Here is a 14890-nt window from a genome sequence, read left to right on the forward strand (position 1 = left end):
ATCATTTCGTTTCAAGTTGTTTTTCGATTTCCACCTGAGTACTCAAAATAGCCTGAAGTCTATCTAATTTATCGATCTGAGCCATGTTTAATGCTTCCCATGAATCCAGCACGACAAACAAATCACCCGTGTTGTTTTGCCAGGCTAAAATTGCCGTGTCATAATTTCTTAGCAAGGCCGGAATGATGCTTTTTTCAGCAATATCATATTGCTTTTTAAGGTTTTTTAATTCGGTTTGCATTCCTATGATCATTCCCGTTGCCTCATTCAGGATCATTTGTTTTTGCCATTCTAGACTTTCGTTTTTTATCTTGATGCTATTGATCGTCGCTTTATTCATTTTTGTAGACCAAGGCATCGGAATGCTCACCATTCCCATCAGTGAAAATTGCTGCGGACGGTCACCAAAGGCAAACATGTGATCGTACTTCACTCCAAACTCAGGTAACAATTTCGATTTCTCGGTTATAATTTTCAATTGATTCAATTCCATCGTTCTTTCGATCGCTTGAACATCGCTTCGGTTTTGGGAAAGCGAACTGCTGTCTGATTCCATTACATCAAACTCATTTAATGCATAAGTCGGATCGATATCAAAGACCGTATTTTTATCCCTTGCCATCAGGGTGTTCAGCACGATTCTTTTTTGGGCAACGTTATTTTCCATCATGACCAACATGCTTTGCAATCCACTGTATTGTGATTTCGCCTTGTAATACGTTGGCAGTTTGTCCATATTGTATTGATAGCGTATTTCCATACTCTTTATCATGTATTCCAAAAGCAGCAAATTGTCATTGGCTATTTTTATTTTCTTATCCAACACCATCCATTGGTAATAGTTTGTTTTTGCCAAGGCGTTCAACTGATTGGCGGTGTAGTTTTTGTTTTCGGCTTCCACTGAAGACATGGCGTTCATGTAATCAGAATCGGCCCTCAGTTTAGAAGCATTAGGAATCATCTGTATAAAGCCAAGCATATAAGCACCCATTCCCGGATTCATTTCATCCCCTTTCCACATTTTCACATCGTAAGGCGTCATAAACAAACCCGTATTAATTTGCGGTGCCATCCAACTCTTCGCTCCCTTTGCAGCAGCGTCCATACTTTGAATGTCGGCATCATACATTTTTAACTGTGGATTATTGGTTTTGATGGTGCTCAAAACGGCATCCAATGAAAGTGTTTGCGCTTCCATTCCGGCAGCATTTATAAGCAAACAACCTATTATGATATACTTTTTAATGTTTCGCATCGATGATCTCTATTTTACCTTTTGTTCTTAATTCACGTAGTTTTGTCATTTCAAAAACAACCGGCGTCACTAATAATACATATATGGTCGAGGTGATTGTGCCTCCAATAAGTGGAACCGTTATTGGGATCATTACATCAGCCCCAGTTCCTGTTGACCATAAAATGGGAATTAACCCAAACAAAGCGACAGATACCGTCATTAACTTGGGACGCAATCTTTTTGCAGAGCCGAAAATAATATACTCTCGTAAAATATCTTCTGTTAGTGTCTCTCTACTGTTTCCATGTTTCTCTACCATTTTGACCATGGCTTCATTTAAATAAATGGTAATCAACATTGCAGTTTCAATGGCCAAGCCAAACAAAGCGATGAAACCAACCGCAACTGCTACCGATAGATTAATATCATAAAAGTACACCATGAAAATCCCTCCAATCAGTGCAAAAGGAACGGTAATCATAGTGATGAATGCCTCTTTCATGGAGCGATAGGTAAAGTATAAAATCAGAAATATGATGATAATGACTAGGGGCAAAATCAGGCTTAATGTTTTGTTAGCCCGAATTTGGTTTTCCCATTGTCCGCTCCATTCCATATAATACCCTTTTGGCATTTTAAGGATCATAGCATTCAGCTTGTCTTGGGCCTCCTTTACGGTACTCCCTAAATCGCGACCCCGAACATTAAACAAAACACTCCCACGCAACATTGCATTTTCACTATTAATCATTGGAGGCCCATCGCTTATTTTTATGTCCGCAACAGTCTCCAGGGGAATCGGTCCGTATTCCATTGTCTGAACCTGAAGTTTTTTCAGGGCTTCAAGACTGTTTCTATATTCTTGTGCATATCTGGCGCTAACAGAAAACCGCTCTCTTCCTTCGATAGTTGTTGTTAATGTCATCCCTCCAATAGCTGCTTCAACGACACTATTGATATCATCCACGCTAAGACCATACCTGCCTATCACTTCTCGCTTGGCGACTATGTCAATATATTTTCCCCCAGTAATCGGTTCCGCAAATAAATCTTTCACTCCCTCGGTGCCTTCCAATGCTTTTTTAATTTTTTGGGATAAAACATCAATAGTGTCTAAACTAGCACCATATATTTTTATTCCCACATCAGTTCTGATACCCGTAGAAAGCATATTAATCCGATTAATGATGGGCTGCGTGAAACCATTCGTCACTCCGGGAATTTGCAATTTATTGTTGATTTCCGTTACAATATCGCTTTTCGTTTTACCGTCTCTCCATTCATTATGGGGTTTCAGCAAAACAATGGTCTCGATCATGCTTATGGGACTGTTATCCGTTGCCGAATTGGCCCTACCCGCTTTTCCCAAAACATGGGTAACCTCCGGTATCGATTTTATTAATTTATCCTGAACCTGCAATATTCGTTTTACCTCAGCATTAGAAACATCAGGCAAGGTTACGGGCATAAATAAAATACTACCTTCATCTAAAGGCGGCATAAATTCAGATCCCAGTCTGGTGAACATCAATCCACCTATTAATAGCGCAACGATATTTACTGCCAAAACCGACTTTCTCCATTTCAGACAAAAAGTCAAAATGGGCGTATAGATACTTTCCAGTTTTCTGTTGATTGGGTTCTTGTTTTCGGGACGAAGTTTTCCCTTTAACAAAAAGCTAATCAGAACTGGAGTCAATGTAATTGCTAAAAAGGCATCGACAATTAATATAAACGACTTTGTCCAGGCCAGCGGACTGAATAATTTCCCTTCCATCCCTGTCAATAGAAAAACGGGCAAAAACGAAGCGATTACAATTAATGTCGAATAAAACACACCTGGTCCAACTAATTTTGAGGAGTCTTCAATCAGCTTCATTCTTTCTTTATAGGGCAACGGATCGTGCTCTTTTTTGAATATTTTTTTAAATAGTTTTTTCATCGCTGTAGATTAATGATTGTTGTCCAATTCTTGCTGTTTCTCTGAGATGGTTCGATAGGCATTTTCTACCATTACGATTCCATCATCAACCACAACGCCTATTGCCAGTGCAATACCGGTTAAGGACATAATATTGGATGAAATTCCAAAAGCCTCCAGTAAAATAAAACCTACGGCAACTGAAATAGGTAATTGGATTAGAATTATAAGTGCGCTTCGCCAATGAAAAAGGAACAATAAAACAATAACCGACACTACAATCATCTCCTCAATTAAAGTTCCTTTAACCGATTCGATTGCTTTTTCTATCAATTCACTTCTATCATAAGAAGTCTTGAAGGAAACGCCTTCTGGCAATCCTTTTTCGACTTCTTTCATTTTAAGTTTTACGGCCTTTATAACCTTATCGGCGTTTTCTCCGTAGCGCATCACCACGATTCCTCCCACAACTTCCCCTTCGCCGTTGGCATCAAAAATCCCAACACGTGAATCTCCACCCATTTGAACAGAGCCAAGATCACTAACCTTTACAGGTACAGAATTGTAATTTTTGATGGCAATGTCTTCAACATCTTTTATGTTTTTAATATAGCCCAATCCCCTAACGATATAGGACATATTGCTCATTTCAAATTTTCTTCCGCCCACATCATTATTACTAGTTTTGACCGCTTTCATCACCTCCATCATGCTGACATTATAGTACTGCATTTTTAAAGGGTCCAAAACTAGTTGATATTGTTTTTCGAAGCCTCCAAAGGATGCCACTTCGGCTACACCGGGAACAGTCTGCAGAGCAAACTTCACATACCAATCTTGCAGCGCACGTTGCTCTCCCAAATCCATTCCTTTGGTTTCTAAATGGTACCAAAAAACATGACCTACCCCAGTACCATCAGGACCTAGTGTGGGAACAACCGTAGCTGGCAATAACCGTTGTGCATAATTCAATCGTTCCAACACACGGGTTCTTGCCCAATATGGATCTACATTTTCTTCAAAAATGATATAGACAAAACTCATCCCAAACATGGAGGAGGCCCGAATATTCTTGATTTTGGGTATTCCCTGTAAATTGGAAACCAATGGATATGTCACTTGGTCTTCGATCACCTGAGGACTTCTTCCCATCCATTCCGTAAAAACAATGACTTGATTTTCGGACAAGTCAGGAATAGCATCAATAGGATTTTGTTGCACGCTGTAAATCCCCCAGCCGAATAAGCAGGCTGATACGATCAAGACGACCATTCGGTTCCTTAGTGAAAAGGATATTAATTTTTCTACCATAATAGCTTACTATTTTTATGAAAGAGTACCTTTCATTTTATCTATCCAATGGACTGCTTCTTCTTTTTGAGCCCCGCTAAGGCTTGCGTTTCTATGAATTAGCGTGTAAGAAGTCAAAGGCATTTCATTGGACGTTATTTGTTTGATAATTCGACCTAATTTATTCCCTTGCTTTCTAAAAGAATAATTTCCCCACTCGCTAAAATTTAAATTTTCTTTACCTTCTTTGATATGACTGTCCAAAAATATTCTCGCTGGTTGAATGTAAGAGTACCATGGATATTCTGTATTGTTACTGTGACATTCATAACAAGAAGTTCGTAAAATGGTTTCTACATTGAAAGGAACAGTGTATGCTTTTACAAAATGGCTTGGCAAAACCTGCCCGTAATCTAAATTGCGAGCAGGTTGATAGAAAAAGAAGATTGACAAGTCGCGACAACCGTTGTTTCCGTATTAGTTTCAACAACCGTAGTTGGGATATTTTTTGCATTTTAGTTAACCGGCTCGGTTAATTCCATTCCGCATTTAGAACATTTATCTCCCATTTTTCCTGTAATTTCAGGATGCATCGAACATGAATATAATTGCGAAACACTTTCTGTTTTCTCAGAATTTGTTGCGCCAGTATCTTCTTTTTTTTGGTTACACGAAACCATTACTAGTACCATAACTATCGTCGAAAAAACTACATTTTTCATTTTTCTTATTTTTATTTATACTTGCATTACTAAGCAAGTCAAAAATTTAAACGTCATAAAGTTAAAAGGAGCAATATTGTAAATAGTAGTTTAAAATCAATCTGTTGCATCATTTTGTCTGATTTTAAAACAGGATATTATACAAAGGCTGTTACTTCCCATCTTTTTTACAAACGTATTTTGAAACTACTACTGTTTTTTTTTCCTTTACCCGATGTGTCGTGGTTCAGTGTTTTTTTCTAATTTCATTACACATTTACTGGATTCTCCTTCTTTACTGCTCATCTAATTTGGGTATAATGGACAAGAATACATTTCTTTTTGGGAAGATTTCACCGCTTCTTGATCTGATGCCATGGAATTCAATGCTAAGAATACGCTCATTGCGATAATTAATTTTTTCTGTTATTAAATATTTAGCTAAACATTCATTGCTGCTAAACAAAGGTACATACCCTCCCATTTTAACATACTTTAGAATTTTGGAAATGATTTGTAAGTTTTACAACGCATCAATTTGCAATCTGTAATTTTCTTTTAACTGTTTAAAATGAGTTGGCATAAAGCCCGTTATTTTTTTAAATTGATTGCTCAAATGCGCTACATCGCTATAATTTAATTTATTTGCAATTTGACTTAAAGTCAATTCTCATACATTACTAATTCCGTTACTTTTTCAATTTTTTGAGCAATAAAATAATGCTCAATGGTTATGCCTTGCATTTCTGAAAATAAATTACTCAAAGCACTGTAATTCTGCCCTAATTATTCTGATAAATAGTGTGATAAATTCATTTTTAATTCCTCATTTTGATGATGCACCAAATCAATAATTACACATTTAATTTTCTCTCTCAGTAGCGTTGTTTTGTCTTCTACCAATTCAAACCTGAACGATTGTAATTTAATTTCTAACTCTAGCTTCTGCTTTTCTTTGAAATTTTCTACTACTTCGACTTCTACTAACTTCACCGAAACAGTAAAAATTCCAAGTTTTCTAACTCGGATTCTACCACCATTTTGCAACGGCCGCACACCATGTTTTTGATATAAAGTTTCATAGCTATTGAATTGCGCCTATTCTTCTACCACAATTGAGCATTTCAGACCCAAAGTAGGGGTTGATTACGTCTTGAGTTTCACTTATCCAATATCCAGTTTTTCCCTCCCCATACATTGGACAATAATCCTGATATACGATTTGTTTTGTTCCAAAAGTTTTTATTAAACCATAAATATCTTTGCTCAATAACGAGAAAGACTCTCTTTGAGATTCTAACGCACTGCCACTCTCCCCTATCGTTTTGACATGTGCCTTAGCATCTGCCATAAAAGCACTATATTTATTTTTCAATTTGGTATCTGAGGATGTTGCATTTGAATTATTCAAAGTCGCAATCATCATTTTCGCGGCAGTTGCTGCTCCTTTTGGATCATCTTTGGTCAATGCATTTTTAATTTTGAGGTAATCAGATACAATTGCACTGGTTGGAAAAGCCTTCTTATCAGTAGTCTCCGCTTTGAGCATAAGCAGAGATTTTGCCTTAGCTTCAACTAAATCATTTTTCTCTTTTACAGCAGGAGTCGTTTTTACTATTTTTTCAGTAAGCTCCATTCCACACTCAGAACATTCGCTACCCGCTGCTCCAGTAATATCAGGATGCATAGGACAGGAATACAACTGTGTTGACTTAGCTGTTTTTTCAGAACTAATTGTTACTGCTTCTTTGTTCTTTTGGTTACAAGAAACAGTCATAAATACTGTCACTAAGGACAAGATCAATATTTTTTTCATGGTATATTTTTATAATTATAGATCAACTTTTATTTTGAACCAAGTATTCGCCGTTAGAAATTTAATCGTTTTTATTTTATGAGATTAAAAAACGTGTACTCTAAATTTAAATAGACTCCATTGGGTGCGGTACGCAACATTGAACTCATGATTTGTCTTCTGTAAGCCAAATCCAAACGAGCCTGACTATTAAAAATAAATTGTATTGCTGGAACTACATCCAGATATGATTTTCCATTTTCATTTATGGTTTGTCCAACAAATTCAATCATCAGATTAATATTTGTTTGCTTAAAGCTCGTATATATTTTTGGATACATCAGTTTTCCAAAAGACAACGTATAATTTGTAGCATTATCTCCTGATTCACTCGGAAAAGGATAATTTGGTTTGTTGTCAAATGCCTTTTCAAAACTCAAAGAAGAACTAATTGCCACTTTTTTTATCAGTTTTGTAGCCACTAATCCAACTTCAAAACCAGTGTTTTGTCCCATTATCTCAATTTGCTCCTGAACAATATTCGATTTATTAAAACTGTACCTTCCAAAAGCTGCCAGACGAAAATGACTGTTCAAATCATCCGTAGAGAAAAACCGATATTTAGCATACAAACCTGCTCCCTCAGTGGCCAATTGACTATTTCTATTACTTAAAAAAGCTGAAGCCCTAACCATTAAATTTTTATTCAAACCGTAGGTTACCTCCGGCATCAATTGATAGTTATACCTTTCTTCAAAATTCCGCTCAAAAAGAGATTGTGACAGTTTAACAATTAACGTATTTGATGGTACATTACTTGCAGGATCCGTAACTACGAATAATTCCTGAGCTTGAATTTGAGTTCCCAATAATAGTAAAACAACAATGCGTAAATAATTCATGTTAAATGGTTTTCAAATGGAAATTGTTTTCGTTTTCGTCCACATAACTAGGATATTTCGACAAGGTTTTTAATGATTTCTTAAACTCTTTTTGAGTTACAAACCCTTTATCTACCACTTTCAGCTTTGTATCCCCATTCAAGATCTTTGCCTTCACACCAACGAAAATAAAAGTTTCTTCTCCTTTTTTGAAACTTAAGTTATCCGCTATCTTATAATTATCGAATGTCATTGTCAGTACCATAGAACCTACAAAAAAACCAGCCTTTTCTACACTTGCTCTTAAAACTTTTGGGCTTATTACATTGTTTTTCTTCAAATAAACCGTAAACGTATTTGTATTCAGATCCGTGCTGACGCTGTCTACTTCGGTCATCGCTTTTAATTGTTTGTTAATCGCATTGGAACACATAGAACAAGTCAAACCCGTTGCAATTATGTCTGCTTTTGAAATTTGAGAATAGGACTTCATGCTAGTTATCAAAACCAAACAAACGATCCCAATGAATTTAAAATTTATATTTTTCATATTGCTTTATTTTTTTATTTGCATTAAAATTTGCTCTTCAGATGGATTGATAGCAACCAGTTTTCCTGATGCGTCAAAGAGATAGGCACTAGGCAACTGTTCTACACCAAAGATCAAAGCAGCTGGAGCATCAAATCCTTTTGGATCTATTAATTGCTCATATTCTAAAGTGTCTTTTTGAATCGCATTTTTCCATTTTGCCTGATCTGTATCCAATGATATCCCTACTATTTCAAACTTTTCATTTTTATGCTGATTATAAAAAGGTGCCAGCTTTTTGTTAGCCATTCTGCAAGGCGCACACCAAGAAGCCCAAAAATCAACTAAGATGGTTTTCCCTTTCAAAGAAGCCAAATTAACAGTCACATCTTTATTATTTTTAAGTTCAAAATCAGGCAAAGAGTCTCCAATATGTATTTGAGCATTTGCTGCAGAGAAACTGAATATTAAACTTAATACTAGAATTATTTTTTTCATTTTATTTTCCTTTGTATTCTTATTTAAGCGTTTCCACTGTTTTTCCACAAGTCATCATTTGCGTACCGTAATAAGGATTTTTTATAGCATTTTCTTTACTTAACCAGTTTGCACCTTTACCACCATTTGCCATAGGACAAAACTGAAGATAAACTGGAGTTTCGTATTTTGCCACTTTTACCAACTCGTACATCGATTTTGAAAAAGGAATAAAAAATTCTCTTTGACGCTTGATGTCTTGAGTTTCAGAAATATTTTTGGCTCCAGCCATCAAACCCTTCATTTCTTTCATCCAGACCATGTGAACATCCATAGCAAGTTCTCCCATTTTTACTGCATTTAAAGCTGTCAAAACATCTTTTGCTAAAGTTGCAGCCGCTTTTCCGTCTGTTTTTACCAAAGCATCTTTCAAAAGAAAATAGGTATCAAAAACCGTTTTTAATTTAGAATCTTCTTGTTGTTTTGCAACTGTAGTATCAATAGAAATAGTTTGGTCTGCTTGATTTTCAACGACTTTAGCTTCCATGTTCATGTTAGTTGCAACGACCACTTTAGCTTCTCTTTCATATTGACAACAACCATGTAATTTATCGTAAACAGCGTCTGGAGCAAGAAATTTATCACTATCATACCCCGATAAAGCAATCCGTTTCAGGATTTCGTCTTGGTTAGTTTGTACCGAATCATACGTGAGCGTTGCCATTTTAGTATCTTTATTCCAGTCTACTTTCGCTACTTTTTTCAGGTTACCCGAAGTTTCTATGGTGCTTTTACACATTTCACAGTTTCCATATATTTTCACGGTTTCTGTTGTGGCATTTTTAATTTGTGCGTGGCTAATTGTGATTGAAAGCAATAGAGTTATTGCCATCAATATTTTTTTTAATGAATTCATTTAGAAATATTTTTGAAGTTAATAAGTTCCAAAACAATGATAACAAAAGTATCTTTTGCTACATTTCACATTGTAATCGAGTAAAGTGTATTGAATTTTAAAGCATGTACTGCTTTAGATAAGACAGTTTTTTGGCTGTCAAAGAAGGTATTTAGCTTATTTTAGGTGGAAGCCAAATAGAACGGAAATGGGATAAAATAAAAATTTCCGAGTAATAGTAATTTTGTTTTTCAGCTGAAAAAACAAAAATTTGCTTGTTTAATTCCGCATTAAAAACTGCGGTTAAGCCCAAATGCATCACTGAACTACCACAAGAGATATTCTTGCAAGCACCATTGCAGCCATCGTGTGAACTTTCATTTGATTTTTTTTCTTTTTTACAACAGTCTTTCTGACCTGTCTTAGAAGCTTTTTTGTCGCAGCAAGATTTCTCAGTTTTAGTTCCACATGCAAAAGCTACACTTGGCGTCATCAAGAAACCAAGCAAAACTAATAGCAGTATGTAAAACTTTTTTGACATTTTTTACCTTTTTAATAGGTACAAAGATATAAAATTAACAAATACTGTAAATTTATTCATTCACAAATACATGTTAAAAACAATTCTCTATTTTCCGTCCCCTAATATTCCGTTCATTACAGACTGTAACACGGACAAAATAACACTAAAAAACAAAGCAGTCCAAAACGTATCAACCCTAAAGCCGTCCACCATTTTTGAGCACAGCAAAATAATAACCGCATTAATGACTAATAAAAACAAGCCTAAAGTTAGAATTGTTACCGGAAGAGTTAGTATTACCAAGATGGGCTTGATAAAAATATTTAGCAATCCTAGAACGACCGCCACAATCAAAGCAGTCGCAAAACCATCTACACGAACACCTGGCATAAAGTTCGAGATAAGCAGGACTAGGCCTGACGTGATAAGGATTTTGATGAGTAAATTCATAAGTCTCAATTTTAAAATTGCAATAAATGTAGTAAAAATTTAAAACCAACTCCTTTATTTCACAAAAGAAGTAACTTTTTCATAAAAATCAGCTGGATTTTCAGCATGAAGCCAATGTCCTGCATTAGGTATCGTTTCAATATTGGAATTCGGAAAGTGCTGTTTTATATTTTCAAAATCGCTGTCTAAAATATATTTAGAATTCCCGCCACGAATGAACAATGTTGGCTTATTGAAAATGGAATTCTCAGGTAACGGGATTCCTATTTCATCCATTTTTGTATTAAAAACAGCTAAATTAAAACGGAATGCAAGTTGTCCAGGCTCTTGCCAAAATAAATTTTTCATCAAAAATTGTCTGGTTCCAAAATCAGTAACAAACTTTTCTAGAATTTCTTCAACCTCACCCCGACTTGGTTTCTTCGAAAAATCAATAGCATTCAATCCTGCTAAAATATCCTGATGATGTTGTGGATAAAATTTTGGTCCAATGTCAGCTACAATTAATTTATCTACTAATTCCGGATGCATGGTTGCCAGAAGCATAGCGGTTTTACCACCCATAGAATGCCCAATAATATTGATTTTTTCTAGATTATGAAATTGGCAATAAGCAACCACATCCTGAACCATAATTTCATAGCTGAATTTATCTGAGTGTAAGCTGCGCCCGTGATTGCGTAAATCTAGGAGATGAACTTGGAAATTAGCTGCAAACTGGGTTCCAATTGATTTCCAATTATCTGACATTCCAAGAAATCCGTGAAGAATTAAAAGCGGTTTCCCGGATCCTTCGATTTTTGAGTATAACATTTGATTTTAGATTGCAGATTAATGATTTTAGATTGCAGATTCAACTACTGCCATCCAGATTCATGAATCCTTTTTGATAACTATTTTAATTTTTGCAAATACATATTCACCACATTGTCTAAGCCTAAATATATAGCTTCAGAAATTAGCGCGTGACCAATAGATACTTCAAGTAATCCTGGGATATTTTGTTTAAAAAACTGAATGTTATCCAAACTCAAATCATGACCTGCATTGATTCCTAATCCAAGTTCATTAGCTAAAATGGCTGATTCCAGGTATGGCTTTATTGCATCTTGATTCCCTAAACCGTATTGATGTGCAAATGCCTCAGTATATAACTCGATTCTTTCAGTTCCAATTTTTTTTGCGCCTTCAATCATTTTGAGTACCGGATCCACAAAAATGGAAGTTCTGATTCCGTTTCGCTGAAATTCCTGAACGATTTCAGTTAAATACGCTTGCTGTTTTACGGTATCCCATCCTGCATTAGAAGTTATCGCATCAATGGCATCAGGGACTAGCGTTACCTGAGTGGGTTTTATTTCAAGAACAAGATCTACGAATGTTTTCTCTGGATTTCCTTCAATATTATATTCGGTATAAACGACGGTTTTTAAATCCCGTGCATCTTGATAGCGAATGTGCCGCTCGTCTGGACGAGGGTGTATGGTTATTCCTTGGGCTCCGAACTTTTGAATATCGGCAGCCACTTTTAATAAATCTGGAGCATTTCCTCCACGAGCGTTTCGTAAAGTAGCTATTTTATTGATGTTTACACTTAATTTTGTCATTGAAATACTTTTTTGTTGCGATAGTACTATTTGCTGCAGCAAAAATACAAAGTAAAACTTAGGAGTTTTTGCTTATTTTTGATTATTTTGCATGAAATATTTTCGACTGATCTATGATAGGAATTACAGACTATATAACTAATGATTACAAAGCTATTGACAGCCAAGATTCTATAATGGTTGTTCAAGAACTATTTCGTGACATTCACTTTTCGCATTTTCCAATACTAGAAGAAGGCGTATACATTGGCAGTCTGGCATCCGAAGACATAGAAACTTTTGATAAAACTAAAAAAGTAGCTGATTTTAGGTTTGCACTCGAAGGTTTTTATACCAGAACCAATACAATATGGCTTGATGTCCTGGAAGTTTTTGCTAAAAATCAAACTAACTTGGTTCCTGTTTTAGACGACAACAACACTTATGTTGGGTACTATCAAATTGAAGACATCATGAAATTTTTTCATGAAACCCCTTTTCTAAAAGAACCTGGAGGTATCATCGTTGTAAAAAAAGCAGTTTTAGATTATTCAATGAGTCAAATTACCCAAATTGTTGAAAGTAACAATGGCAAACTGTTAGGATTATTCGTATCAGAATTAGATGTTGAAAGCGTTGAAATTACCTTAAAAATATCTTTAGGTGCAATGAACGAAATAATACAAACCTTTAGGAGATATGATTATCAAATTATATCAGAGCATCAAGAAGACAATTATATCAATAATTTAAGAGAACGTTCTGACTATTTAGATAAGTACCTTAATATATAGGTTTCCTTTCACCTAAACAATAGTAGTTAAAATCCTTCTAGTTCTCAAAAAAGCATATCAACGATTAAATGATTCAACTAAAAATGAAAGTAGCTATCTACGGCCAATATTATCAAAACAGTACAGAGCCCATAATTAATGACATCTTTGTTTTTTTTAACAAGAATAATGTTGAGATGATTATCGAATCTCATTTTTTGCAGATGCTTAATGAACGAAAAATTGTAGAAAAAAAATACAAAACATTCACATCCCATTCTGAACTTGACTCTAGTTTTGACATGCTCATCAGTATTGGCGGGGACGGAACCATTTTAAGAGCAGCCACTTTAGTGCGGGATTCCGGAGTTCCTATACTAGGAATAAATGCAGGAAGGCTGGGTTTTCTTGCAACAGTACAAAAAGAAAATATAGCAACATTCATGCAGTTTGTCATTGATAAAAAATATACCATCTCTAAAAGAGCATTGCTAAGCGTAACCTGCACTCCCCCAAATGAATCTATCCAAAAAATGGATTTTGCCATGAATGAAATCACGGTCAGCAGAAAAGACACCACATCAATGATTACGATAGATACATACCTGAATGATGAATTTTTGAATTCATACTGGGCAGATGGATTAATTATATCGACTCCAACGGGCTCCACCGGTTATTCATTGAGTTGTGGCGGACCAATTTTGACTCCTGATGTAAAAAGCTTCGTCATCACTCCTATTGCGCCTCACAATCTTACGGCAAGACCTCTTGTTGTGCCAGACGAAACTGAAATTCGGCTTAAAGTTTCCGGAAGAGAGGAAAATTATTTAGTTTCCTTAGATTCTCGAGTAACCTCTGTAAAAAACGACTCAATCCTGACCCTAAAAAAAACCCCTTTTCACATCAATATGGTAGAAATACCAGAAGAAACTTTTTTGAAAACCCTCAGAAGCAAATTACTTTGGGGCCAAGACAAGCGCAATTAAATCATTTTAATAAATTATATACGATTCTGTGTTTTTTTTCCGTTTAGATAAATAAAATACTCACTTTGTGTCATTTACTTGACAATTAATCAAAAAAACACACATTTAACTGAATGAGTATTGAATCGTATTGATAATTATTATATTTGCACGCAATTTTTGATTGAATGAATAAGATTTTCTATTTATTGTTTTGTTTTTTTCCATTTATGAACTCCTACGCTCAGATCCATGAAATTGGTGTTTTTGCAGGTGGAAGTAATTTTGTGGGCGACGTGGGTCCTACGACTTACCTTGCGCCAAATGAACCTGCCTTTGGTTTATTATACAAATGGAATAAAAGCCCAAGACATGCTTATCGTTTCTCATACATGCAGTCAACGATAAGTTCAAATGATTTAGATTCAAAAGAAGCCAGCAGAAACCAAAGAGGTTTTCGATTTGAAGACAAACTTAAAGAAGTTTCTTTAGGACTTGAATTCAACTTTTTTGATTTTAACCTTCACGAAGCGCGGACTAAAATCACACCTTATGTGTTTTCAGGAATCAGCTATTTCCTGAGCAGTTACAAATTAACAGACACACAAACAGGCTTTACCGCTGAAGGCAGAACGGAAAGAAGAAAATCAATAGCAATCCCAATGATTTTAGGCGTTAAATCGACTTTGTCACCCAGCTTAATATTGGCATTAGAAACGGGAGCTAGATACACACTGACCGATAATATAGATGGAAGTTACAATGAGAATTTTGGAAATATAAACAACAATGACTGGTATGTTTTTACAGGAGTTACGCTAACGTATACCTTTGGGAACAAACCCTGCTATTGTGTAGAATAAA

At 35.5% G+C, this 14890-nt stretch carries 15 protein-coding genes and 2 pseudogenes; 3 read left to right on the forward strand and 14 right to left on the reverse strand.

Features of this window, described 5'->3' with window-relative positions; all coding sequences use genetic code 11:
* Window position 1: 1 nt before the first annotated feature.
* From ACEN2F_RS03720 to ACEN2F_RS03785, 14 genes and pseudogenes are all read right to left on the reverse strand, one after another.
* Window positions 2–1255: a TolC family protein gene (locus ACEN2F_RS03720; RefSeq protein WP_441736233.1), complete on the reverse strand. Its 1254-nt coding sequence runs from the start codon at window positions 1253–1255 to the stop codon at window positions 2–4.
* A pseudogene (locus ACEN2F_RS03725) lies at window positions 1242–4469 on the reverse strand (efflux RND transporter permease subunit). The gene ACEN2F_RS03720 and the pseudogene ACEN2F_RS03725 overlap by 14 nt, the downstream one beginning before the upstream one ends.
* A gap of 15 nt (window positions 4470–4484) precedes the next feature.
* A complete protein-coding gene (locus tag ACEN2F_RS03730; RefSeq protein WP_441736235.1) occupies window positions 4485–4901 on the reverse strand; it encodes a heme-binding domain-containing protein in 417 nt (138 codons plus the stop codon).
* Window positions 4902–4963: 62 nt separating this feature from the next.
* A complete protein-coding gene (locus ACEN2F_RS03735; RefSeq protein ID WP_441736238.1) occupies window positions 4964–5170 on the reverse strand; it encodes a heavy metal-binding domain-containing protein in 207 nt (68 codons plus the stop codon).
* A 502-nt stretch (window positions 5171–5672) separates the two neighbouring features.
* Window positions 5673–6231 (reverse strand): annotated as a pseudogene (locus ACEN2F_RS03740) (helix-turn-helix domain-containing protein).
* 2 nt (window positions 6232–6233) lie between these two features.
* Entirely contained in the window at window positions 6234–6965 is a 732-nt protein-coding gene (locus ACEN2F_RS03745) for a DUF3347 domain-containing protein (RefSeq protein ID WP_441736241.1), read from the reverse strand.
* 71 nt (window positions 6966–7036) lie between these two features.
* A complete protein-coding gene (locus ACEN2F_RS03750; protein WP_441736244.1) occupies window positions 7037–7846 on the reverse strand; it encodes a hypothetical protein in 810 nt (269 codons plus the stop codon).
* 1 nt (window position 7847) lies between these two features.
* Window positions 7848–8375 (reverse strand): heavy-metal-associated domain-containing protein, encoded by a 528-nt coding sequence (locus ACEN2F_RS03755; protein ID WP_441736247.1) that lies wholly within the window; start codon window positions 8373–8375, stop codon window positions 7848–7850.
* Between the two features lie 6 nt (window positions 8376–8381).
* Window positions 8382–8852, reverse strand: coding sequence for a TlpA family protein disulfide reductase (locus ACEN2F_RS03760; protein ID WP_441736250.1), 471 nt, complete (start codon window positions 8850–8852; stop codon window positions 8382–8384).
* 19 nt (window positions 8853–8871) lie between these two features.
* Complete coding sequence (locus tag ACEN2F_RS03765) at window positions 8872–9747, reverse strand: DUF3347 domain-containing protein (protein ID WP_441736253.1); 876 nt, start codon at window positions 9745–9747, stop codon at window positions 8872–8874.
* Window positions 9748–9898: 151 nt separating this feature from the next.
* Window positions 9899–10267, reverse strand: coding sequence for a hypothetical protein (locus ACEN2F_RS03770; RefSeq protein ID WP_441736256.1), 369 nt, complete (start codon window positions 10265–10267; stop codon window positions 9899–9901).
* A gap of 87 nt (window positions 10268–10354) precedes the next feature.
* On the reverse strand, window positions 10355–10699 hold the full coding sequence (locus ACEN2F_RS03775) for a phage holin family protein (RefSeq protein WP_441736258.1): 345 nt from the start codon (window positions 10697–10699) through the stop codon (window positions 10355–10357).
* Window positions 10700–10753: 54 nt separating this feature from the next.
* Complete coding sequence (locus ACEN2F_RS03780; protein ID WP_441736261.1) at window positions 10754–11512, reverse strand: alpha/beta fold hydrolase; 759 nt, start codon at window positions 11510–11512, stop codon at window positions 10754–10756.
* A gap of 80 nt (window positions 11513–11592) precedes the next feature.
* Window positions 11593–12306 (reverse strand): pyridoxine 5'-phosphate synthase, encoded by a 714-nt coding sequence (locus tag ACEN2F_RS03785; protein ID WP_441736263.1) that lies wholly within the window; start codon window positions 12304–12306, stop codon window positions 11593–11595.
* A 113-nt stretch (window positions 12307–12419) separates the two neighbouring features.
* Between ACEN2F_RS03785 and ACEN2F_RS03790 the strand changes: the two genes are divergently transcribed.
* The 3 genes from ACEN2F_RS03790 (at window position 12420) to ACEN2F_RS03800 (ending at window position 14889) form a co-directional block, all read left to right on the forward strand.
* Window positions 12420–13079, forward strand: a complete 660-nt coding sequence (locus tag ACEN2F_RS03790; protein WP_441736265.1) for a CBS domain-containing protein — start codon at window positions 12420–12422, stop codon at window positions 13077–13079.
* An 83-nt stretch (window positions 13080–13162) separates the two neighbouring features.
* Window positions 13163–14047 (forward strand): NAD kinase, encoded by an 885-nt coding sequence (locus ACEN2F_RS03795; RefSeq protein WP_441736268.1) that lies wholly within the window; start codon window positions 13163–13165, stop codon window positions 14045–14047.
* A gap of 167 nt (window positions 14048–14214) precedes the next feature.
* Window positions 14215–14889 carry a DUF6089 family protein gene (locus tag ACEN2F_RS03800; protein WP_441736270.1) on the forward strand — a complete coding sequence of 225 codons (675 nt, stop codon included), beginning with the start codon at window positions 14215–14217 and terminating at the stop codon, window positions 14887–14889.
* Window position 14890 lies beyond the last annotated feature (1 nt).

The organism is Flavobacterium sp. W20_MBD1_R3 (assembly GCF_052119725.1).
In the GTDB taxonomy this organism is placed as follows: Bacteria; Bacteroidota; Bacteroidia; order Flavobacteriales; family Flavobacteriaceae; genus Flavobacterium.